25 protein-coding genes are annotated in these 23593 nt (G+C 37.5%); 18 read left to right on the plus strand and 7 right to left on the minus strand.

Annotated features, from left to right (window positions below; genetic code table 11):
- Entirely contained in the window at window positions 1-984 is a 984-nt protein-coding gene (locus tag EZL74_RS01645) for a UDP-glucuronic acid decarboxylase family protein (RefSeq protein WP_131474847.1), read from the plus strand.
- A 6-nt stretch (window positions 985-990) separates the two neighbouring features.
- Window positions 991-2358 carry an undecaprenyl-phosphate glucose phosphotransferase gene (locus EZL74_RS01650; RefSeq protein WP_131474848.1) on the plus strand — a complete coding sequence of 456 codons (1368 nt, stop codon included), beginning with the start codon at window positions 991-993 and terminating at the stop codon, window positions 2356-2358.
- Here the strand turns inward: EZL74_RS01650 and EZL74_RS01655 are convergent.
- The 4 genes from EZL74_RS01655 to EZL74_RS01670 all read right to left on the minus strand — a co-directional run bounded on the left by EZL74_RS01655 (window position 2355) and on the right by EZL74_RS01670 (window position 7404).
- Entirely contained in the window at window positions 2355-3539 is a 1185-nt protein-coding gene (locus tag EZL74_RS01655; RefSeq protein WP_131474849.1) for a glycosyltransferase family 4 protein, read from the minus strand. The two genes, EZL74_RS01650 and EZL74_RS01655, sit on opposite strands and share 4 nt — an antisense overlap.
- 7 nt (window positions 3540-3546) lie before the next feature.
- On the minus strand, window positions 3547-4650 hold the full coding sequence (gene wecB, locus EZL74_RS01660) for a non-hydrolyzing UDP-N-acetylglucosamine 2-epimerase (protein ID WP_131474850.1): 1104 nt from the start codon (window positions 4648-4650) through the stop codon (window positions 3547-3549).
- A 4-nt stretch (window positions 4651-4654) separates the two neighbouring features.
- On the minus strand, window positions 4655-5968 hold the full coding sequence (locus EZL74_RS01665; protein WP_131474851.1) for a phenylacetate--CoA ligase family protein: 1314 nt from the start codon (window positions 5966-5968) through the stop codon (window positions 4655-4657).
- 62 nt (window positions 5969-6030) lie between these two features.
- Window positions 6031-7404: a T9SS type A sorting domain-containing protein gene (locus EZL74_RS01670; RefSeq protein WP_131474852.1), complete on the minus strand. Its 1374-nt coding sequence runs from the start codon at window positions 7402-7404 to the stop codon at window positions 6031-6033.
- Window positions 7405-7506: 102 nt separating this feature from the next.
- Between EZL74_RS01670 and purD the strand changes: the two genes are divergently transcribed.
- Window positions 7507-8781 (plus strand): phosphoribosylamine--glycine ligase, encoded by a 1275-nt coding sequence (gene purD / locus EZL74_RS01675; RefSeq protein ID WP_131474853.1) that lies wholly within the window; start codon window positions 7507-7509, stop codon window positions 8779-8781.
- Here the strand turns inward: purD and EZL74_RS01680 are convergent.
- Window positions 8773-9003 carry a DUF6341 family protein gene (locus tag EZL74_RS01680; RefSeq protein ID WP_131474854.1) on the minus strand — a complete coding sequence of 77 codons (231 nt, stop codon included), beginning with the start codon at window positions 9001-9003 and terminating at the stop codon, window positions 8773-8775. The two genes, purD and EZL74_RS01680, sit on opposite strands and share 9 nt — an antisense overlap.
- A gap of 45 nt (window positions 9004-9048) precedes the next feature.
- On the opposite strand from EZL74_RS01680, the gene EZL74_RS01685 reads away from it, so the two are divergent.
- Window positions 9049-9978 (plus strand): DUF6427 family protein, encoded by a 930-nt coding sequence (locus EZL74_RS01685; protein WP_131474855.1) that lies wholly within the window; start codon window positions 9049-9051, stop codon window positions 9976-9978.
- Here EZL74_RS01685 and upp read toward each other — a convergent pair.
- Complete coding sequence (gene upp, locus EZL74_RS01690) at window positions 9973-10626, minus strand: uracil phosphoribosyltransferase (RefSeq protein ID WP_131474856.1); 654 nt, start codon at window positions 10624-10626, stop codon at window positions 9973-9975. The two genes, EZL74_RS01685 and upp, sit on opposite strands and share 6 nt — an antisense overlap.
- Before the next feature lie 101 nt (window positions 10627-10727).
- On the opposite strand from upp, the gene EZL74_RS01695 reads away from it, so the two are divergent.
- Window positions 10728-11333 carry a DUF4254 domain-containing protein gene (locus EZL74_RS01695; protein ID WP_131474857.1) on the plus strand — a complete coding sequence of 202 codons (606 nt, stop codon included), beginning with the start codon at window positions 10728-10730 and terminating at the stop codon, window positions 11331-11333.
- 59 nt (window positions 11334-11392) lie between these two features.
- The gene (locus EZL74_RS01700; protein WP_131474974.1) at window positions 11393-12391 is read left to right on the plus strand and encodes a glycosyltransferase family 9 protein; all 999 of its coding nucleotides are present in this window, start codon (window positions 11393-11395) and stop codon (window positions 12389-12391) included.
- 60 nt (window positions 12392-12451) lie between these two features.
- Here the strand turns inward: EZL74_RS01700 and EZL74_RS01705 are convergent, their stop codons facing one another.
- Complete coding sequence (locus EZL74_RS01705; protein ID WP_131474858.1) at window positions 12452-13507, minus strand: ferredoxin--NADP reductase; 1056 nt, start codon at window positions 13505-13507, stop codon at window positions 12452-12454.
- Window positions 13508-13627: 120 nt separating this feature from the next.
- On the opposite strand from EZL74_RS01705, the gene EZL74_RS01710 reads away from it, so the two are divergent.
- The 12 genes from EZL74_RS01710 (at window position 13628) to atpE (ending at window position 23561) form a co-directional block, all read left to right on the plus strand.
- On the plus strand, window positions 13628-13966 hold the full coding sequence (locus tag EZL74_RS01710) for a PadR family transcriptional regulator (protein WP_131474859.1): 339 nt from the start codon (window positions 13628-13630) through the stop codon (window positions 13964-13966).
- A complete protein-coding gene (locus tag EZL74_RS01715) occupies window positions 13963-14568 on the plus strand; it encodes a hypothetical protein (RefSeq protein WP_131474860.1) in 606 nt (201 codons plus the stop codon). The genes EZL74_RS01710 and EZL74_RS01715 overlap by 4 nt, the downstream gene beginning before the upstream one ends.
- 19 nt (window positions 14569-14587) lie before the next feature.
- A complete protein-coding gene (locus tag EZL74_RS01720; RefSeq protein WP_131474861.1) occupies window positions 14588-15208 on the plus strand; it encodes a hypothetical protein in 621 nt (206 codons plus the stop codon).
- Window positions 15209-15211: 3 nt separating this feature from the next.
- Window positions 15212-15910: a hypothetical protein gene (locus EZL74_RS01725; protein ID WP_131474862.1), complete on the plus strand. Its 699-nt coding sequence runs from the start codon at window positions 15212-15214 to the stop codon at window positions 15908-15910.
- Between the two features lie 47 nt (window positions 15911-15957).
- Window positions 15958-17424 carry a DUF5687 family protein gene (locus EZL74_RS01730; RefSeq protein ID WP_131474863.1) on the plus strand — a complete coding sequence of 489 codons (1467 nt, stop codon included), beginning with the start codon at window positions 15958-15960 and terminating at the stop codon, window positions 17422-17424.
- Between the two features lie 12 nt (window positions 17425-17436).
- Window positions 17437-18135: an ABC transporter ATP-binding protein gene (locus tag EZL74_RS01735; protein WP_131474864.1), complete on the plus strand. Its 699-nt coding sequence runs from the start codon at window positions 17437-17439 to the stop codon at window positions 18133-18135.
- A gap of 88 nt (window positions 18136-18223) precedes the next feature.
- On the plus strand, window positions 18224-21064 hold the full coding sequence (porW, locus tag EZL74_RS01740; RefSeq protein WP_240034541.1) for a type IX secretion system periplasmic lipoprotein PorW/SprE: 2841 nt from the start codon (window positions 18224-18226) through the stop codon (window positions 21062-21064).
- A 4-nt stretch (window positions 21065-21068) separates the two neighbouring features.
- Window positions 21069-21473: a bactofilin family protein gene (locus EZL74_RS01745; protein WP_131474865.1), complete on the plus strand. Its 405-nt coding sequence runs from the start codon at window positions 21069-21071 to the stop codon at window positions 21471-21473.
- The gene (locus EZL74_RS01750; protein ID WP_131474866.1) at window positions 21442-21669 is read left to right on the plus strand and encodes an AtpZ/AtpI family protein; all 228 of its coding nucleotides are present in this window, start codon (window positions 21442-21444) and stop codon (window positions 21667-21669) included. Before EZL74_RS01745 ends, EZL74_RS01750 begins: the two co-directional genes overlap by 32 nt.
- Window positions 21662-22072, plus strand: coding sequence for a hypothetical protein (locus EZL74_RS01755; RefSeq protein WP_131474867.1), 411 nt, complete (start codon window positions 21662-21664; stop codon window positions 22070-22072). Before EZL74_RS01750 ends, EZL74_RS01755 begins: the two co-directional genes overlap by 8 nt.
- Window positions 22073-22190: 118 nt before the next feature.
- Complete coding sequence (atpB, locus tag EZL74_RS01760; protein WP_131474868.1) at window positions 22191-23336, plus strand: F0F1 ATP synthase subunit A; 1146 nt, start codon at window positions 22191-22193, stop codon at window positions 23334-23336.
- 33 nt (window positions 23337-23369) lie between these two features.
- Window positions 23370-23561: an ATP synthase F0 subunit C gene (gene atpE / locus EZL74_RS01765; RefSeq protein WP_008255642.1), complete on the plus strand. Its 192-nt coding sequence runs from the start codon at window positions 23370-23372 to the stop codon at window positions 23559-23561.
- Window positions 23562-23593: the final 32 nt, after the last annotated feature.

Below are 23593 nucleotides of genomic sequence, written 5' to 3' on the forward strand. Positions count from 1 at the left end.
ATGAAAAGAATATTAATTACGGGTGCTGCGGGTTTTTTGGGCTCGCACCTATGTGATCGTTTTATAGCCGAAGGTTATTTTGTCATAGGGATGGATAACTTGATTACAGGAGATTTAAAAAATATCGAACACCTGTTTAAAGATAAAAATTTTGAGTTCTACCACCACGATGTGACCAAGTTTGTTCATGTACCCGGAAAATTAGATTATATTCTTCATTTTGCATCTCCTGCCAGTCCGATTGATTATTTAAAAATACCCATCCAGACCCTGAAAGTAGGCTCTTTGGGAACACATAACCTTTTGGGCTTGGCCCGAGTTAAAAAAGCCAGAATTCTGATTGCATCTACTTCTGAAGTATACGGCGATCCCCTGATACACCCGCAAACAGAAGATTACTACGGAAACGTAAATACGATAGGGCCCAGAGGCGTTTATGACGAAGCTAAACGTTTTCAGGAATCCATCACAATGGCTTATCACACATTTCACGGCGTAGAAACCAGAATCGTGAGGATATTCAATACCTACGGACCAAGAATGCGACTCAATGACGGGCGTGTTATTCCGGCTTTTATCGGCCAGGCTTTACGAGGGGAAGATTTGACTATTTTTGGAGATGGAAGTCAAACCCGATCATTCTGTTACGTGACCGATCAGGTAGAAGGAATATTCAGATTACTGCATTCTGATTATGTTTACCCTGTAAATATTGGGAATCCTGATGAAATCACCATTAAAGATTTTGCAGATGAAATTATAAAACTAACCGGAACCAATCAGAAAGTAGTCTACCATCCGCTGCCGGTTAATGACCCGTTACAACGCCAACCGGACATCACCAAAGCCAAAGAAATTTTAGGATGGAGCGCCAAAGTTTCCAGAGCGGAAGGTATGAAACTCACCTATGATTATTTCAAATCGTTAACCTCCGAGGAACTTTTAAAAGAAGAACACAAAGACTTTAAAGGATATATCCACTAGTATTGCATGGTTTCACAACAAACAGGAAGGTACTCAAAATATATTAGACCCATCAGTGTCCTATTTGATCTGATGGTCATAACGGGGTTAAGTTTATACTTCTTCAGAGAATTAAAACTTAATCAGTTCTATTATTTGGTATATCAATCATTAACCTGGGTTGTCATAGCCATAATTGTAAAATACTACGAAGTTTTCCGATTTACAACACCGGTAGAAATCATTACTAAACTGGTCAAACAATTCAGTATTTTTTTACTGATGGTTATTGCTTTTTTCCCTTTTGTCAAAACGGCCATATTCAGCGGAAAAGCGGTTGCTTTCTTCATTTCGATTAGTTTTACCGTTATTTTGGCATTTAAGTATTTCTTGTTTTTTTATTTAAAAAAGTACAGAATATCTACAGGGAGTAATTTCAGAAATGCGGTCATTATTGGCTATACTCCGGAAGCCATTCGATTGAAAGAGGTTTTTGAGAACAGAAGAGATTACGGGTATCGGTTCTATGGTTATTTTTCGGATAAAAAACAAAATCCGGAGATTTTGGGCAAAGTAGAAGAACTCAAAAAATATGTGATAGAAAACAAAATCGATGAGATATATTGTTCTTTAAACGAAATCTCCAATGAAAAGCTAAAAGACTTGGTCGAGTTTGCCGATGAAAATAAAAAAACAATAAAATTCATACCGGATACCAAAGAGATTTTTTCTAAAAATTTGAAAATAGATTACTACGAATTGTTTCCGGTTTTATCTCTGCAAAAAACGCAATTACACAATCCTTTTATCAAAGGAGTTAAACGTGTTTTTGATGTTTTATTTTCATTGCTGGTTATCATATTTGTCTTGTCTTGGTTGATTCCTATTTTGGCGGTTCTCATTAAATTAGAATCTAAGGGGCCGGTTTTTTTCAAACAAGGCAGACCTGGTTTGGATGAAAAAGAGTTTTTTTGTTACAAATTCCGATCGATGCAAGTCAATGGGAATACCGAAAAGGAAGCTTCTAAAAATGATCCCAGAGTTACTAAAATGGGTAAATTTATGCGTAAAACCAGCATAGATGAGTTGCCGCAATTTTTCAATGTCTTGTTCGGAGATATGTCAGTAGTAGGACCAAGACCACACTTGTGGTCCCAAAATAAAGCCTATGCCAGCCGAATTAAGAAGTACATGGTGCGTCATTACGTAAAGCCCGGTGTAACCGGTTTGGCTCAGGTAAAAGGGTTCAGAGGAGAAATAGAAACTGATGAAGACATGATTAACCGCATCAAGTTTGATGTGTTTTACATCGAAAATTGGTCATTAATCATGGATATCAAAATTATAGTTCAAACGGTGATTAACATTTTTAAAGGCGAAGAAAAAGCCTATTAGAAGACACCAAGCGCTATGAGTTCATTCATTTGATTGTCCAGATTGAATGCTCCCTGGGCTTCCGTAAAAATCCTCCTTTTTATTTGATGAATCTCTCCTTTGGTTAGCCCCGAAATCAAACTCAGTTTTTGATTTAGGTCATGGTAATCCTCAACTGCTGCCACCCAACCCAATTGGTGCTCATGTACAATAGTTTCTCCTTCACCACCGCCAAAATACAGTATAGGGAAGCCAAAAGCAGCATACTCAAAAATTTTAGAAGGAACAGAGCCGTATATACGGGTTTTTAAAGGAACAATCGCAACATCAAAACTCTGTAGTTTTTTGTGTAATGTCTTTCGGTCCATCATGCCATGGAAAATTATCTTTTGTTCTTTTTGAGTTGAAATGAAGTGTTCTATTTCGTTTTTTTCAGCCCCGTCACCAAACAGATGCAACTCTATATTTAAATCCTTTAAATTGATATTTTGACACATTTCTAAAACTCCCTGAGCAATGCCCAGTAAACCGGCATAAAATAGTTTTACAGGTTGATTTTCGTTTGTCTTTAAGTCCATTTTTTCCGTCCCGTGATCGGGAAAATTTCGGTATAAAAAGCATTTTTTTTCCGGGAAAAAGTCTTGAATGTGAGTGATGATTTCGTGGGATTGTCCCAAGATTATGCTGGCATTTTTATAGATAAACCGTTCTAAAATCAGCGAACATTTATGTGAAAATGATCCCTTTTTCAACGCGCCCAATTCAATGGCAGCTAATGGCCATAAATCTGAAACATTGAGAGTTATTTTTTTATTTTTCAGAGAAAGAACTAAAACGGAAATGAATGAAAGTAAGAGTGGGGGAGATTGTACCACAACTTTTTTCGGGGTCTTTTTAAATAGCAAATAAAAAAACAAACCCAGTGAAAAAGATAAAACAGAAACAATTCGAATGACTAAATTCTTGCTGACACTCGGATAAATCCAAAGTCTTTTTACAGTGATGTTGTCACGCTTTTCGGTTACAGAAAACTTTCCTTTGTACTCCGGAAACAAGACTCCTTTGGGATAATTTCCCAACGGACAAACCACCGTAACCTTATAGTTATTCTGCTGCAGTTTCAACGCCAATTGTTCAATTCTGTTGGCGGCAGCCCCTTGTTCGGGAGGATAATAGTTAGATACTATAAGAATGTCTTCCATATACCTGTTATTTCAGCTGTTGTTGGAAAGTGTTGAGCAAAATCCCAATGATGCGTTCCGAGGCTTTTCCGTCCCATAGTTCGGGGATTCCGGCTTTTTTTGAACCATTTTTTATGAAGTCACCAAAAACTTTTTCCAGATTTTCAACCGTAGTTCCCACCAAAGTATTGGTGCCAATGGTTTGCGTTTCGGGTCTTTCCGTATTGTTTCGCATGGTAAAACATGGAATTCCCAATACGGTAGTCTCTTCCGAAATTCCGCCACTATCCGTAATCACCGCCAAACTGTTTTTAACCAAAAACATAAAGTTCAGATATCCTTGCGGTTCTGTAAAAAGAATGTTTTCGGTATGCAGTTGTTGTTGTCCTAAAATAGCTTTTGTTCTGGGGTGAATCGGAAAAATAATTTTTTTCCCGGCAGCCAGTTTATCAATGCCTTCCAGAAGTCGTATGAGAGATTGTTCTTCGTCCACATTAGCCGGACGATGCAGGGTGAGTACAATATAGTCGTTGGCCGACAATTGAAAATCGTCCCAAAATGCAGGGGGAGCTATTCTGCTCAAATTTTGATATAAAGTATCAATCATTACATTCCCGACAAAATGAATGTTGTTTGGATTAGCCCCGTGATGCAACAAATTTTCTGAGGCAGTTGTTGAGGTGGTAAAAAAATAATCGGTGATACTATCAGTTACAATCCGGTTGATTTCTTCCGGCATAGTCATATCGCCCGAACGAATGCCCGCTTCAACATGAGCTACTTTGATATTCATTTTTTTGGCCACAATAGCACATGCCATAGTTGAATTAACATCGCCAACAACCAACACCAAATCACAGGGGTTTTCGAGCAACTCTTGCTCAAACGCAACCATGATTGCAGCTGTTTGTACGGATTGTGAGCCACTTTTTACTTCCAGATTCGCATCGGGCAAAGGAATGTTCAGCTCTTCAAAAAAAGTATCGCTGAGATTTTTATCATAATGCTGTCCGGTGTGTACCAAACGATAAGAGATGTTTGCACCCTCTTGTTGCTTTTCTTCAATCGCTCTGATGATGGGTGCGATTTTAATAAAATTGGGTCTGGCGCCTGCGACTATCGTAATTTTCATGCGATTATTTTAGTAGGGAAACAAACTGTTTTAATTTTCCGCTTTTGGTTCGTTCGAGTTTTTCTTTTCGGATGAACGTAAAAGTTAAACCGGGTTCCAAATAAGAGGTGATGGCTTTTTCTATGTTCTGAATTTGAGTTGAAGTCAGTTCAAGCTGACTTACATATTCAATTTCAAAAGTATCGATTTTGGTTTGTTTGACCACAAATTCTTTTACGTTTCCGTCATCTTGTATAATGCTTTTGGTGACATAATAAAAGGTTAGTCCCGGCGATTTTTTTCCGCTGGGTAAAAGAGCCACGTCATTAGTTCTGCCGATGAGCTTTTTAAGTATGGGTTTTTTAATAGTACTTTTTTCGTCCAAAACACCTATGTCGCCAATATCATAGCGGATAAAAGGATGGGCCTTGTTGTATAATGAAGTAATTACTATTCTTCCTTCCTTTCCATAAGGAAGCGCATTATTTTGATTGTCTAAAATTTCCACAAATAGTGTTTCGGAGTTAATTTGCCAATCGCCATCAGGATTTTGAAAGGCTATTAAATCCAGCTCTGAAGCACCATATTCGTTGATTACCGGTACGCCAAATTGTTTTTCGAGTAATTTTTTATCATCTTCAAAAAGCATTTCCGAGGTCACTACACAACATTTTAATGTAGGACAAACGGTTTTTAACAAGATATTTTTTTGTTCCAAAAATTTAGCAAATAACACAATCGAACTGGTATAACCATTGATGTAATCAAATTTTTTGTGTTTGAATTTCAACAGTATTTTTTCCAAAAAAGCATCTGATAAATCAAAAATTGAAAACCTGTAGCGATGGGATAAAAAGTCCTTAATTCGTTCTTTGAGATTACTTGTGAAATCCAGAGGAATACCATAAAAACGCGCTTGTAATGAGCTGTTAAAGTTGATGTCAAACCAGCCGAATCGGTTAATAATGTTGGCCCAAGTCAGTGCGTGACAGTATTTATCTTTGGCAAACACAAACGGATCGCCACTGGATCCTGATGTTTTGTTGACATAAACATCATTTAAAGTATATCCGTTTGAAAGCCTTTGATTCAAAGGTTTTTGAAAGTCTTTTTTGGTCATAACCGGTAATGATTCCCAGAGGGAAAAGGAATTATTGCTTACCAGTTCGGCATAGAATACATTGTTTTTTAGATGATAGTCTACAATCTCATTTCTCCGGTTTGTCACATAATTTTCATAGTCAGATGCGGACAAAGATTGAATTCGCTTCAATTCAGCAGAGGCTTCATCCATAGGAAAACCATTTAATCTAAGCGATAAATCGAAAATATTGAGCATGTATACAAACAATAAAAAAGGGCTAACAATTGTCAGCCCTTAAAAATACTATTTATTCAGTATTAATTTTTCATAATCTTGATAGTTTCTGATTTGCTTCCTGATTTAACCTCGAAGAAGTAAACTCCGGTAGCAAAACTTGAAATGTCTACAGTGTTTTCAACACCGCTGAATACTTTGTTAAACATTACTTTTCCAGTGATGTCAGTCACTTTAACGTTGTATGACTCTAATTGAGCAGAGATGTTTACAACAGATGTAGCAGGATTTGGATATAATTTAACGGTATTAGCAGCAAATTGCTCATTACCTAAATTACCACTGAATTTAAAAATACCATCGGTTATAGAGTCAGTGCTGAATCCACCACACCAACCTGTAGAACTGTTTAAGAAAGCTGGGGCTAATCTTTGTTCAAGATTGCTTTCAATTGTCGTCCAAGTAGTTCCGTTGTCAGGACTGAATGCAGAACCTACACCACCTGAAGATGTTCCGGCACCACAAGCAACTAAAATGGTTGTATTTGGAACATAAGTTAACAATCTGTATCCTGTATAAGTGATAGGTGCTGACCAAGTAGCTCCACCATCAGTGGTTTTCCAGATTTTATATGTTGGAGAAGCAGCAGAACCATTAGTAGTACCCATGATGATTCCATTGTTGTTATCGCTGAAAAGCAATCTACCATTAATAGCAGTAGCACCAAAATCAGTAAACCCGGTAGGCCCATTTAATTTTGTCCATGTCACACCCATATCCGTAGTTCTGTACATTTTTCCTTTGTTGGTTGTAAACCAAAGGGTGTTACCAGCTACAGTAGGTAAACTGTTGTATCCGTACTCTCCGGAAAGAGGATTGGGAAGACTTGATCCGGGCACTTGTGTCCAAGTATCACCACCATCTGTAGTTCTGTATACTTCAAATTCTCCTCCTACAGGGTCACCATAGGCAATACCATTGTTAGCATTGAAAAAGTGAACGCCATTTAAAAAAGATTCACCCGCAGTTTGAAAACCGGTTGCATTTTGCTGTTCCCAATTTTGACCGCCGTCAGCAGTTTTATAAATAACTCCTGTTCCGTTGTTAGGATCATTAGTGGTGTTGTTGATAGCACAAACCCAAGCTGTTGTAGCACTCACAGGAGAAATGTTGTTAATTTCAAAAGTAGTATCTCCTACGTCAACGATACCCGCAGTCCAATTGTTCCCTCCGTCGGTTGTCAAAGTGAACTCCTGAATGTTAAGAGCTGCCGGGTGTGCGGTTGTTACAGGCGCACCATCAAAGGCCAATGCCCAAACCGTGTTGGCATCAACAATGTGAATTTCTGAGATACCTCTGGATTCTGAAGCAAACCCTGTAGCTTGTGAAACCCATGATTGTCCATAAGACATATATCCCAGTGAAAACAAGGATAAAGAGAGTAATAGTTTTTTCATAGTATTTGTTTTTTACAGTTTAAGGTACTAAACTAGTAAAAAAATGCAGGAAAAAAAAATAAACACCCTATTTTTGTAGACTTTAACACACAACACAACATCATGACTATTCTACTATTGGGCTCAGGCGGAAGAGAACACGCTTTAGCATACAAATTACTTCAAAGTTCTCACTGTACTTGTCTTTATGTGGCACCCGGTAATGCAGGGACTGGTAACATTGCAATAAATGTTGCTTTGCAACCCAATGACTTCATCGCTATAAAAGCTTTTGTAATTAAAGAAAACATTGACATGGTTGTCGTAGGACCCGAAGATCCTTTGGTGCTCGGGATTTTTGATTTTTTTAAAAATGATGCTGATTTACAACAAATACCGGTAATTGGTCCGTCTAAAATGGGAGCCCAATTAGAAGGCAGTAAAGAATTTGCCAAAGAATTTTTAGTCAAACATAATATCCCGACTGCAGCTTATGCCAGTTTTAATGCTGAAACAGTTGAAAAGGGATGTCAGTTTTTAGAAACCTTGCAACCTCCTTACGTTTTAAAAGCAGATGGATTGGCGGCAGGAAAAGGCGTTTTGATTTTGACCGATTTAGAACAAGCCAAAACCGAATTGCGAAATATGCTGGTTCACGCCAAGTTCGGTACTGCCAGTTCAAAGGTTGTGATCGAAGAATTTCTCGATGGAATTGAACTGAGTTGTTTTGTTCTGTCAGACGGGAAAAACTATAAAATATTGCCAACCGCTAAAGATTACAAAAGAGTCGGAGAAGGAGATACCGGTTTAAACACCGGAGGTATGGGAGCTGTTTCCCCCGTTCCGTTCGCAGATGAAGTCTTAATGAGAAAAATTGAAACCCGCATTGTAAAACCAACCGTTGAAGGACTTCAAAAAGACGCTATTGAATACAAAGGATTTATTTTTATAGGACTCATCATTGTCAAAGGCGAACCTATGGTAATTGAGTACAACGTCAGAATGGGTGACCCCGAAACAGAAGTGGTGATGCCCAGAATCAAATCAGATTTGATCGAGTTGTTCCAAGCGGTGGTTAACCAAAAACTAGATGAAATTGTGTTGGAAATTGATCCAAGAAGTGCAACAACCATCATGCTGGTTTCCGGGGGATATCCGGAAGAATATGAAAAGGGATTTGAAATTTCAGGTTTTGAAAATGTTCAGGACTCTCTTGTTTTTCATGCCGGAACCCAAATCAAAAACGGAAAGATTGTTACCAACGGGGGCAGGGTTTTAGCCATTACTTCTTTTGGAGACACCTTTCAGGAGGCCATAAAAAAATCTTACCAAAACATAGAACGTCTACATTTTGATAAGATGTATTTTAGAAAAGATATCGGTTTCGACTTATTTTAAGAAAGAATGAGCCGTGGTATCTTGGTTTTCTTCGTTGTTGTCTTGGTGTTTTTTCAATTCTTTACACCAGTATATAACGTATTTGGCACAAATCAACATCAAAACCCAGCTTACAATGTTGGCCAACCACCAATTGCTCAACTCTAATGTACGCAACCAGTCAAAAGGCTTGAATAGAAAATCTACAAATAATGTTTGAATGCCTTCAAAAAATGCTTTCATCTTATAAAATGTTATATTTACAGCACAAATGTATAAAATATCCACATGATAACAAGCGTTTTTAAAAAATCTACTATCCTCAATTATTCGCTGATTGTAGTTTTATTGTTATGCTTCTTTTTTATATACCAAACCAGTGATTTATTTACTACGGCTGCGTCTAACGGGCTGTTCAAAAACAGTATGCTGATAGTCTTGTTGTTAGCTTCTTTTTTTCTGGTTAATTTCATGGTCAAAAAAAACGGACTCACCAAAGACAGCAGTTATACCATCTTATTTTTCCTGTTGTTTTTATTGCTTTTCCCAGGCGTTTTCAACAATTTAAATTTGCTGTTTGCTAATTTCTTTCTGTTGTTATCTATGCGCAGAATGGTTTCGTTGCAAAGCTTAAAAGCCCCGAAAGAGAAAATTTTTGATGCAGCCATGTGGATTTTCATCGCCAGCCTTTTTCATTTTTGGTGTATTCTTTTCATTGTTCTGGTTTACATCTCTATCATTTTTCACGCTTCCCGTGACTATCGAAACTGGCTCTTGCCCTTTGTAGCCTTTTTTGCTACTGCAGTAGTATTTGTATTAAGTGCGATGATTTTCGACAAATCATGGATTGACCACATACTGCACCAGGCGCAAGTCAATTTTGAGCTGAATTATTTTACCAACAACTACCAAAATGCGGCACTTTCGTTTTATGTTGTGATTGCTGTTTATTTTCTGTTTTCGATGATTTTTTCGATGACTAACAGGCCGCTGATTTTGCAGGCTTCTTATAAGAAAATGATATTTGCATTCTTAATCGGTTCGCTGATTTTTGTGATGTCGCCCGAGAAAAATAATGCCATGTTGTTGTTTACTTTCATGCCTTTATCGGTCATGTGTACCAATAATGTAGAGTATTCCCAAAATAAAATGTATCAGGAAATAGTATTGTTATTGTTGATTTTAGGGAGTTTTTTTGCCTTTTTTGCGCAACTATAATTTGTTGCCGTACGCTAAGTCGCCGGCATCACCAAGACCGGGAATGATGTAGTTTTTCTCGTTTAGTTTTTCGTCTAAAGCCGCTACCCACAAATGACAATTTTCAGGCAGGTTTTTTTCCAAATAGGCTATACCTTCAGGAGCAGCAATGACAACAGCGATGTGAATTTCTTTTGGTTTTTGTTCCAAATGCAATTTGTGTAATACCGCTACTATCGACTGTCCTGTGGCCAACATCGGGTCAATCAGAATTAAATTTTTATTTTCAAAAGAAGGAGCAGCTTGGTATTCGACTAAAATATCAAATTTGTCATCGTTATCATAATGATGGCGATAAGCTGATACAAATCCGTTTTCGGCATTGTCAAAAATATTCATAAAGCCCATATGCAAAGCCAAACCGGCTCTGAGAATTGAACATAAAACTACCGGCTCGGCAACAGTAGTGGTGTGTTTTATGCCAAGCGGAGTTTGCACATTCACCGCCTTATATTCCAACGTTTTACTCAGTTCATACGCCATGATTTCGCCTATGCGTTCAATATTCTTTCGAAAACGCATACTGTCTTTTTGGATGGTAACATCTCTAATTTGTGCCAAAAAATGATTGAGAATACTGTTCTGTTCAGAAATGTAATGAATATGCATAGACGACAAAAATTTGTATGTTTGGGTAAAAGTATAAAAACTATCTTTGCACCCGAGACCTTTTGGTCGAATTGTATCAAATAAAATAAAAAATATACGATATGTTTTCACAATTTGCCTTCCCTATTTTTGAACAAAGCATCAAAGATTACCACGTTATTGACGATGTGTACCAACCCGCTTTAAATCCTTATACCAAAGGAACTATCGAGTATTTATTGTATGCCAAAAACTGGGTAGATACCGTACAATGGCATTATGAAGACATCATTCGTGACCCGAATATCGACCCGGTAGCGGCTTTGGATTTGAAGAGAAAAATCGACGCTTCTAACCAGGTTCGTACCGATATGGTGGAATATATCGACAGCTATTTTTTACAGAAATACAAAGACGTTCAGATAAAACCCAACGCCAAAATCAATACCGAAAGTCCGGCTTGGGCCATCGACCGTTTGTCTATTTTGGCTTTGAAAATTTATCACATGAGCGAAGAAGCTAATCGTGCTGAAGCTACAGCTGAACACCGAGCCAAATGCCAGGAAAAGCTAAATGTACTGTTAGACCAAAAAAGTGATATGTTTATTTCCATCAATGATTTGTTGACAGATATTGAAAACGGCGACAAATACATGAAAGTGTATAAACAAATGAAAATGTACAACGACGAGGAATTAAATCCGGTTTTGTACCAAAACAAAAAATAAATCGCGACAACCTTTTGTCAAACAAAATTCAACATATAGCCGTCATCCGATTGTCTGCCATGGGCGACGTTGCGATGACGGTTCCTGTTATCAGGGCGTTTGTACAGCAACATCCGGAAGTGAAAATTACAGTAGTATCACGTCCTTTTTTTCAGCCTTTTTTTCATAACATTCACAATGTAAATTTCTACCCCGTTGATGTCAAAGGAAGACACAAAGGTGTTATGGGTTTGCTCAAATTATATTCCGATTTGAAGCGATTGAATATAGACGCTGTGGCTGATTTGCACAATGTGTTGCGTTCCAAAGTGGTTCGGACTCTTTTTGCTTTGAGCGGAAAAAAAGTAGCGGCAACCGATAAAGGAAGAGCCGATAAAAAAGAATTGACACGAGCTGAAAATAAAATCTTCCAACCGGTAAAATCGATGGTGGAAAGACATATTGATACATTTGGTCAGCTGGGTTTTACGGTTACGATTTCAAATCCGGTGTTTCCCGAAAAAGCAATTTTGTCTGAAGAAGTTATTGGAGTTTCGGGTCAAAAAGCGAATCAAAATTGGATAGGAATTGCTCCTTTTGCCCAATACCAAAGTAAAGTATATCCCTTAGATTTGATGCAGAAAGTAATCGAAAAACTGGCTTCGAATACCGAGTATACAATTTTTCTTTTTGGAGGAGGAACTCAGGAAGCAGAACAGTTGAACATCTTAGCCAAAGACTTTAGCAACTGCATCGTTGTGGCCGGAAAACTGAAACTGCAACAGGAACTGGAGTTGATTTCCAACCTTGATGTCATGCTTTCAATGGATTCCGGAAATGCCCATATTGCCGCCATGCTGGGTATACAAGTTGTCACGCTTTGGGGAGCCACGCACCCTTTTGCCGGGTTCAAACCGTTCAATCAATCTATGGATAACTGTTTAACCGCAGACCGCGAAAAATACCCATTACTGCCTACGTCTGTTTACGGTAACAAAAAAGTAGATGGGTATGAAGACGCCATGCGTACCATAGCTCCCGAAACAGTTGTGGAAAAAATACAATCCTTACTAAAATAAAAAAACTCCCTTTTTATGGGAGTTTTGTCTATGTTCTATTAGTCTGTTTTCTTTTATCTGTTACACATCGTCATAATCTACATAAATTTCAGCGGAAGTCGGATGCGCCTGACAGGTTAAAATCAATCCTTCGGCAATTTCACTATCAGTCAAAATGGAGTTCTTTTTCATTTCGGCAGAACCTTTTGTAATTCGGGCCAAACAAGAACTGCAAATTCCGCCCTGACACGAATAAGGGGCATCTATCCCTTGTTTCAAAGCAGCCTCTAATAAGGTTTGTTTTTGCGACATTTCAAAAGTTGCTTCTTCATGGTCAACCATTACCGTAATTTTGGTGTGACCGGTATGGCTTGTAGCTGCTGCATTTTCGGCAGCAGTTGAGGTAGAGAACAATTCAAACTTAATGTTCTTTTCGGCTATATTGTGTTCTTTCAACACACCCGAAACCAGATTAATCATTTCTTCCGGGCCACATAAAAAGAATTTGTCAAACTCTTTCTCCTTGTGTTTGTTGTTCAGCACAAAGTTTACAATCGATTTGTCAATGCGGCCAAAGTGTTCGTTTTCTACTCGTGCCTGACTGAATACATAGTGCACAAAAAAGCGCCCTACATATTTCAGTTGCAAATCGTGTAATTCGTTGTGAAAAATGGTTTCTTCCGGTGTTTTATTGCCGTAAACCAAAACAAATGTGCTTTTAGGCTCACCTTCTAAAACCGATTTTAAAATCGACATTACAGGTGTAATTCCGCTTCCTGCCGCAAAAGCCGCGTAATTTTTCAAATTGGAAAACGAAGGTTCAAAAGTAAATCTTCCTTCGGGCTGACTAACTTCTAAGAAATCGCCGGCTTTTAAATGATCATTCGCAAATTTAGAAAAGTGACCATTTTTCACCGATTTAATAGCAATGCGCAACTCGTCACTATTGGGTGATGAGCAAACCGAGTAGGCACGACGTACTTCTTGTCCGTCAAGGGTTAACTTCAAATTAACGTATTGACCGGCAATGAATCGGTAAACCGGTTTTAATTCGGCCGGAATGGTAAAAGCAACGGAAATGGCATTTGGCGTTTCGTGCTTTACTTCTTTAATCTGTAATTTATAAAAAGCTGACATGGAATTATTTTTTGCAAAGGTAACAAACGGATACTTTTAAAGAAACATAAAATTTATTACATAAGATTATTATGTATATAGAAAACTTATGTATATTTGGTCATTGTTAAATAAAGAGCAATGAAAAATTCACAATTGTACAAGGGAAGTTTGACGACTATAGTGATGACACTTTTGGGCGAAAATGGCAGAATGTACGGGTATGAAATTACCCAAAAAGTAAAGGAAATTACCAAAGGAGAATTAAAAATTACCGAAGGTGCGTTATATCCGGCGCTGCACAAACTGGAGGCAGAAGGAGTGTTGGAGGTAGAAATAGAAAATGTAGACAACCGGCTGAGAAAATACTACAAACTCACCGAAAAAGGGACCACAGAAACGGTAAATCGCCTGGCGGAATTAGAAGATTTTATCAGAAACATGCAGGCATTGGTACAACCTAAATTGGATACGATATGAAACTGAGTAAAGAGAATATTTCACGAATGGATAAAATACTCTTCAAAGAATACGGTATAATCTACTCAGATATTCGATTGGAATTATTAGATCATTTGGCAACAGAATTGGAACAATCAGATGGTTCTTTTGATGAAGTATTCGAGGATTTTATGCGCAAAAGGAAAGATTTTATTCGAGAGACTAATTTGCAACTGAACAGAAATAGTTCCAGGATTGGCTCGAAATTACTGCTCAAAAATATTTTGTCAATTAAGTTTCTTTTGGCTTATGCTTTAATGATTACTGTTGTTTACAACTTGGTTTCCATCAATGGCAAAGAATGGTTTATGGAATATTTTGATATTTTACCCATTGTCGTTCCGGCACCAATTTCTTTAGTCATATTGTACTCAATGTTTTCCAAAAAAAGGAAATCATATTCAATGTCTTTTGCGGGAGTAACGAATACTGTTTTAATGACGTATCTCTTCATCTTTATTCAAATAATAAGAAAGGTTGATGCGGTTTATTGGATAGGTATATTTTCGTTTTACATGACTTTGTCAATAATGTATTATTTTATTTATTTTTTCTCTGTAAAAAAACTTCAAAATCTCTAATAAGACAAAAAACCGTAACATGAATTTAAGCAAAGACGAAATCCGGTTTATCGATACTTATCTTTTGAGTAACGATGTTGTTTATACTGACATTCGCCAGGAAATGGTAGACCATATTGCGACTGCTGTAGAAGAGAAAATGTCAACCGGCCAAAATGAATTTTATCCTGCTTTCAAGGAATACATGATACTGAACAAAAAAGCAATCCTGAAAAACAACAAAAAACAATGGAGTTTTTCTTGGGAGGTGGTTCGGCAATTTTTGTTGTTTTTGTTCAAACCCTCTATGTTGTTTTTTGGAATATTGTTGTTTTTCTTTTTCAAAAAGGTTGATGTCAATCCTTATTTTTCCGAGAGCTTTACGGTAAATAATTTATTCTTTGTGTTGGTCATTACGCTTGCTTTGTTTCAAACGGGTTATGTCAGATGGTACCTCAAAAAAAGGTTTTACGCCGTAGAAAAAGCAGGAAATATTTTGATGATTCTTTATCAGTTGCAGCTGTTCTTTTTACCTATTTTCGGAAAAGAAAACGTCTCGGTTTACACGTTGACATTGTTCACATTTTTGTTTACCGGTTATGGAGTTTACTTTTTGAAAGAAATTATAAAATTCAACCGCCACCGATTAAACTACATATAACTTATGAAGGTAACCGCCGAACAAATCGAAAAGCTCTATGTTTTTACGCGCCAGCACTATGTGGAATACTACGATTTACAAACCGAACTGGTAGACCATTTGGCGAACGCTATAGAAGAGCAATGGGAAACCAATCCGAAACTCACGTTTGAAGAAGCCTTGCAAATAGAGTTCAAAAAGTTTGGCGTTTTCGGGTTTATGGATGTGGTGGATAAACGTAAAGGGGCACTTAGCAGCAAATACAACAAATTGGTTTGGAACGAGCTCAAAACCTTTTTCCGCTTGCCCAAAATTATCGGAACGTTGGCGGCTATCGGTATTGTTTTTTACCTGTTGAAGTTCCTCCAACAAGACGTTTTAATTGTGCAAATGACATTTGTAGTTTTGGCAGTTTCTTTTTTTGTTGGGATTTTTTGGTTGTCTAGAAAAAATAAAAAAAATCACAAAAAAACCGGTAAAAAATGGCTGCTCAAAGAAATCATTTTTGGATATGGTTCCTTTACAGGATTAATGAATTTACCGATCCAAATTGCCCTTCATATTAAAGGCGAAAACTACAACGATTGGGCATTGTTATTAGTGAGTTTTCTTTTGATTATTATGGCTTTAGGCGAATATATTGTATTAGTTTTAATTCCTTCCAAAGCTGAAGAATACCTCAGAGAAACTTATCCCGAATACGAGTTGATAGAAAATATGTAACATTTTCCTATATTTAAAAACTAATTCGAAAACCTAAACCAACAACCATGTTCAAACATTTTATCCGGCTCGAATGGAAATCATTCCTACGCTCTGCTTCCTTCGGGACTAATTTGGTGCTGAAAATCATTATGGGATTAGCCGCATTGTATTTCATTGCTTGCTTTGCTATTCTGGGTACGGCCGTTTATTTCATTTTAAAAGAAGAAGGACTCGAACCGCTTTCAACGGTGAATACCTATCTCATTTACTATTTGGTAGGCGATTTGGTGATTCGCTTTTTTCTGCAAAAGATGCCGGTTACGAATATCAAACCGTTGCTCACCTTACCCATAAAACGCAATACAATAGTTCACTATTCGTTGGGTAAAACAAGTATTTCTTTTTTCAATATCATCCACGCTTTTTTCTTTCTGCCTTTTACGGTGGTTTTATTGATGCACGATTACGGTTTTCAGGCAGTACTTTGGCACTTGGGCATGATGGCGCTTATTTTTACCAATAACTTTATTAACGTTTTACTCAATAATAAAAACAGTGTTTTTTACCCTATGTTGATTGCGGTAGTGTCATTGGGCTTGGCTCAGTATTACCATCTTTTTACCATTACCGATTATACCCAACCATTTTTCCAGTCTTTTTACAATACGAATTACGGTTTTGCAGCTCCGCTGCTTTTAGGCATATTGGTTTACTATTTTTCGTTTGCCTATTTCAAAAGCAATTTGAATTTAGACACCGGTTTGGCCAAAAAAAGTGCTGAAGCCAAAACAGAAGATTACACGTGGCTGAACCAATTCGGCACGTTGGGAACCTTTCTGAAAAACGATATCAAACTGTTGAGAAGAAACAAGCGTTCCCGAACAACAGTAATTATGAGTTTCCTGTTTATTTTCTACGGATTATTGTTTTTCACTAATTCGATTGAAGCTTATCAAAACCCAATGATGCAGGTGTTTGCCGGAATCTTTGTTTCGGGCGGATTTCTATTCACCTTCGGGCAGTTTGTGCCAAGTTGGGACAGTGCTTATTACCAGTTAATGATGAGTCAGAACATCAGCTACCGCCAATACCTTACCTCCAAATGGTGGCTGATGGTTATTGGAACCGTTATTGCTACCATCATCGCTTCATTTTATCTCTATTTTGGATGGCAAACCTATATGCTGATAGTGGTGGGAGCCATTTACAACATTGGGGTTAATTCACATTTAGTAATGCTCGGCGGTGCCTACGTAAAAACGCCAATCGATTTGACCATGGCCAATAAAGCTTTTGGCGACAAACAAGCATTCAATATAAAAACCATGCTGATTTCACTGCCTAAATTATTAGTGCCGATGTTGTTATATGCTTTAGGATATTATGTCCATTCGGCCAATTTAGGATTTCTGTTAGTGGCCTTGGCCGGAGTGTTGGGCTTTGCTTTAAGAGACAAAGTATTTACCAAAATAGAGAAGATTTACAAAACCGAAAAATACGCCACCATTGCGGCCTACAAACAAAAAAATTAAATCATAAAAACCATGATACAAGTAACCAATTTAACCAAAAGATATAACGCCGGAACTTTAGTTTTAAACATGCCAAACCTCGAAATCCCAAAAGGACAAAGTTTCGGCTTGGTAGGCAACAACGGTGCCGGTAAAACTACTTTTTTCAGCTTGCTGTTAGACCTGATTCAACCGAGTTCCGGACATATAATCAACAATGGTGTACAAGTAAATACCAGCGAAAACTGGAAACCATTTACTGCTGCTTTTATCGATGAGAGTTTTTTGATAGGGTATTTAACGGCCGAGGAATATTTTTATTTCATCGGAGATTTACGCGGTCAGAACAAAGCCGATGTGGATGCTTTACTGCAAAAACACGAAGAGTTTTTTAACGGAGAAATTCTCAATAGTAAAAAATACCTGCGCGATTTATCCAAAGGAAATATGAAAAAAGTTGGTATTGTTGCCGCGCTCATTGGCAATCCCGAAGTAATTATTTTGGATGAACCTTTTGCTAATTTAGACCCAACAACGGTAAATCGCCTGAAAAAAATCATCAAAGAATTGGCCGAGGATCCTAACGTAACGGTATTGGTTTCGAGCCACGATTTAGTACATACTGTTGAGGTTTGCGACCGAATTGTAGCCTTGCATTTAGGCGAAGTGGTCAAAGACATTCAAACCTCACCCGAAACTTTAAAAGAGCTCGAGGCATTTTTTGCAGTGTAATTTTTTGCCATATCAAAAAGAAACGTATTTTTACCAGTCAGTTATACTATTTATCGCTTTTTTGCGTTATAACAAAATACGTTTTGCTTTGAAAACCAATACACTCAAATACTTTATCTGTTCCGGAATGCTTGTTTTTTTGATAGCTTGTTCTACCAAAAAAAATACCTTCCTGTCCAGAAATTCACATGCGCTTAGTACGAAATACAATATTCTATATAACGGTGGAATTGCTTTAGATAAAGGGATTCAGGATGTGGTATTGCAAAACAGAGACAATTTTTGGGAGAGACTACCGGTAGAACGAATGCAGGTTTCCGATGAAAACAGAATGCCCGGCGATGTTAAGAATCCCAATTTTGACCGAGCCGAAACCAAAGCCACCAAAGCCATTCAAAAGCATTCCATGAATATTCAGGGTTCAGAAAAAAACCCTCAAATGGACGAAGCGCATTTGATGTTGGGTAAAGCCCGTTACTACGACCAACGTTTTGTTCCCGCCTTGGAGGCCTTCAATTATGTGTTGTACAAATATCCAAACAGCGACAAAATTTATGAAGTAAAAATTTGGAGGGAAAAGACCAACATGCGTCTGGAAAATGATGCCTTGGCAGTAAACAACCTTCGAAAACTACTCAAGGAAATCCATTTTAAAGATCAGATTTTTGCTGACGCTAATGCTACTTTAGCACAAGCCTTTTTGAATTTGGAAGAGAAAGACAGTGCCATTGCCAAAATTAAAATCGCTACCGAATTCACCAAATCTAACGAAGAAAAAGCGCGCTACCGATTTATTTTAGCACAACTATACGAAGAGTTGGGATACAAAGACAGTGCTTATGCGACGTATCAATCAGTCATAGACATGCACCGAAAATCGGCCCGACAATATGTAATCCATGCTCATATCAGACAATCCAGCCAGTTTGATTTTGCCAAAGGAGACACTATTGCTTTTCTGAAAAAATACAATGACTTGTTGGAAGACAGAGAAAACCGACCTTATTTGGATGCATTAAACCACCAAATGGGATTGTTTTATGATAAACAGAAAAACTACACTCAGGCCAAAAAATATTACAACATTTCCCTTAAGAAAAAAACTCAGGACACTTATCTGATTGCTTCCAATTACAGGAATTTGGCAGACATCTATTTTAACTCGGCAAAATACGCGACCGCTGGAAAATATTACGATAGTACATTAGTACAACTCAAGCCGAGAACCCGCGAATTCAATTTGATTAAAAAGAAAAGAGAAAATCTGGAAGACGTTATCAAATATGAAGGTATAGCTGTTCGCAATGACAGCATTATTTCGGTTTACAATATGTCGGAAAACGACAAAAAGGCTTATTTCGAAAAGTATATTGAAAAACTGAAAGATCAGGAAAAAGCGGCTCAAAAACTGGCGGACAAAGCCGCAATCATAAAAGAAAACCAGGAAAGAGACGGTGGAATGATGAGTCCGGACGGCAAAACCAACAGGATGATGCCGCCGTCAAAAGGACCCGATTTAGCTGCCGCCGGAAGCACTTTTTACTTTTACAATCCGGCTACTGTGGCTTACGGTAAAAAAGAATTCATCAGAATATGGGGCAAAAGAACGCTGAAAGACAACTGGAGGGTAGCATCAGTAGCAGATAAAGACAGCGACAAAGAAGCCGACAAGGATAAAGATACAGTAGAAAAAAATGCTGAAAACACCGATGGAGTTGCGCCTGTTGATGAAAAATTCACCCCCGATTTTTACATCAAACAATTGCCAACGTCAACGGTAGTGATTGATAGTTTGGCTAAAGAAAGAAACTTTGCTTACTACCAATTGGGCGTCATATATAAGGAAAAATTCAAAGAAAATCAGTTGGCGGTCAACAAGTTCGAGCAACTGCTCAAAAACAAACCGGAAGAAAGATTGGTATTGCCTTCTATGTATAATTTGTACAAATTGTATCAACTATCAGATTCGTCCAAAGCGGAAGCAATGAAAGCCCAAATCATCGCACAATATCCTGATTCGAGATACGCACAGATTTTGCTGAATCCTTCGGGTGAAATCGACAAATCGAATGATTCGCCGAGTGCCGTTTATGAAAGTATTTACAAGCAGTACCAAAACGGAGAATACAAAACCGTTTTAATCGCTACCGAAAAAGCCATAGAACGCTACACCGGAGAAGAAATTGTGCCGAAATTTGAATTGTTAAAAGCTCAAGTAATAGGAAAACTAGGTGGTTTGTCGGAGTACAGCAAAGCCTTGAATTTTGTTGCTCTGAATTATCCAAACAGCGAAGAAGGCAAAAGAGCCGAAAAATTATTGTCGGTAGATTTGCCAAAACTGGAAGCTCTGCAGTTATCGTCTGGCGATTCTAAAAATTGGAAGATACTATACAAATCTAAAGATTTTGAAGATAAAAATACCAAGACATTAATCGAAAAAATCAATAAATTTATAAAAGACAGGGATTTAAAAAGATTAACTTTGTCTAAGGATATTTATACCATGACCGACAATTTTGTTGTGATTCACGGAATAACTTCCAAAGATTTGGCTACCGGAATCACCTCAATTTTGAAAGAGTTCAAAGAGTATAAAGTTCCGGATACCCCGATAATTATATCGGCCGAGAACTATACTATTGTTCAAATTAAAAAGAATTTGGAGGATTATTTGGCAGGCAAACTCGTAGACAATCCGGAACAACCTAACTGGGACGGAACGTTTGAAAGAGCTCCTGAACCAAAACAACCGAAACCACAGCCTAAACAACAAGTGACTGAAGACCAACCGGAAGGCTCAGATCAAATAGAAGAGCCTAAAAACTTTAAAAATCCGAAATCGCCGGAAGGACAAGGGCCAACAAAAGCCCAGCAAAAAGCCCAAGGTTTGCCACCGGCACCTCAAATGGAACCAAACCGAAAAGGATAAGATTATGTTTGAAAAAAGTCCGAAATCGTATACCGATCTCTTGGGTAAAACCAATAGAATAGTCGAAGGAACTACCATCAATGGCGATATTTTTTCACCGGCTGATTTTCGTTTAGACGGTCATTTGGTAGGAAATTTTCAATCTAAAGGCAAAATTGTGATAGGCCCGGCGGCCAGTGTCAAAGGCGACATCGTTTGCAAAAATGCGGATATCGAAGGCAGATTTGAAGGAAAGATACAAGTACAGGAAATCCTGAATATTAAATCTAAATCGCACATAAAAGGTGAAGTCATTTGCGGGAAACTATCCGTAGAACCCGGAGCCGAATTCAGTGCTACTTGTGTCATGAAACCTCATGTAAAAAATTTGCCGGCTAATGGACAATCTACCGAAGAAAAAACAGCCTAACAAATGGCTGACTTTAATCAGCATTCCAACTCAAATGGGTGTGATTGTTTTTCTTTTTGCTTACTTTGGGCAATGGCTTGATGCAAAATATCCTAATGAGAAAAACTGGTACGTAAAGATTATGGTACTGGTAGGCGTTGCCATTGCTTTTTACAACATCAACCGCCAATTGAAAGAAATCAATAAAAATGAATAATTCCCCCTATTTTAAGCAGTTTTTGAAATCCGCAGCTTATCTTTTTATATGTTCAGGTATTGCTTTCAGTGTCAATTTTTTTGTGGTAACCAATTGTCTTTCCAAATCCGAATTGTCGCAATGGGTGTATTCAGTAACCACTTTATATAGCATCTTTTTTGTTTTTTCCCTCATCATTATGAGTGTATTGTCGTTTGTGAGAAAGAAGAATTTGGATTATGTAGGTTATACATTCTTGATTGCAACATCGCTAAAAATGACGATAGCTTATTTTTTATTCAGACCGATTTTGAAAGCAACTACCCATGAAGTTTCTGCGGAAAAAACAAACTTCTTTATTATTTTTATTTCTTTTTTGGCAATAGAAACACTTCTAACCATCAGAATTTTAAATAATAAGTAATAAATGAAATAAAAAACGACAGTTCTGTCAAAAAAACAAAACTTATACTTTTTCATATTAATTAAAATTGTACTTTTGCGCCAAATTTGAAGAAATAAAATTTTAGATAAAATCAGATATGGTGATTTCAAAAAAACCACTCCATTTTATAGTTGCAGCTTTAGTAGCATTTTTACCTCTGGTTACCGTTGCAAATCCTGAAAGCGATTCAACCGCTGTTGCACACAATTCAGTAACTACTGAAACGGCAGCACACCACGAAGAAGAATCGAAAGATTTAAAAACCGAGATTAAAGAGTTTATCAATCATCACTTGCAAGATTCGTATGATTTTCATTTGTTTTCGTACGAAGATGATGCGAAAGTAGAACATCATATTGGTTTTCCGTTACCGGTTATTTTATGGGATAACGGTCTGCAATTGTTTTCTTCTTCTAAATTTCACCACGGAGAGAGTGCGGCAGAAAGCAATGGAAACTACTACCGATTATTTCACGGAAAAATCTATAAAGTATCCAGTGCAGAGGGAGAAGTAACTGTTGATGAAAAACACCACGCTACTAACGAAAAACCACTTGACTTTTCAATCACCAAAAACGTCTTCATGATGTTGGTGGTTTCGTTAATCATGTTTTTCTTATTTACTAATTTGGCAAAATCATATGCTAAAAACGGAGGGATTGCAAAAGGCGCCGGACGTTTCTTTGAACCAATCATTCTTTACATCAGAGATGATATCGCTATTCCGAACATTGGCAAGAACTATAAAAAGTATATGAGTTATTTGTTGACTATTTTCTTTTTTGTTTGGTTCTTAAACATCTTTGGTTTAACACCACTGGGAGTAAACGTTACCGGTAACATTGCCATCACCGGAGGTCTGGCTTTAGTGACCTATTTAATCACAACTTTCACAGCCAACAAAAATTACTGGGGACACATTTTTTGGATGCCGGGCGTTCCTGCACCTATGAAATTGGTTTTAGCACCTATTGAATTATTGGGAACCATAATCAAGCCTTTCTCATTGATGATTCGTCTTTACGCTAACATTGTGGCTGGCCACGTGGTTTTGATGAGCATCATCGGTTTAATGTTTATTTTCAAAAACTGGATCGGAAGCAGCTTGTCTTTTGTCTTAGCTTTTGCCTTGTCATTATTGGAAATTTTAGTAGCCGCTTTACAGGCATATATTTTCACTATGTTATCAGCACTTTATTTCGGTGCAGCCAATGAAGAACATCACCATGATGATCATCATTAATAAATTGAATGTTTAATTAAATATATATACATTATGCAAATTCCAACTATCGTAGGAGCAGGTTTAATCGTTATTGGTGCCGGTTTAGGTATCGGTAAAATTGGTGGTTCAGCAATGGACGCTATTGCTCGTCAACCAGAAGCTTCAGGTAAAATCCAAACAGCTATGCTTATCGCTGCTGCTTTGATCGAAGGTATTGGTTTCGCTGCGTTATTCGCTGCTTAATCACAAAAAAACAGCAACAGTTGCAACGGTTG

This window comes from Flavobacterium silvisoli (assembly GCF_004329815.1).
Lineage (GTDB): Bacteria > Bacteroidota > Bacteroidia > Flavobacteriales > Flavobacteriaceae > Flavobacterium > Flavobacterium silvisoli.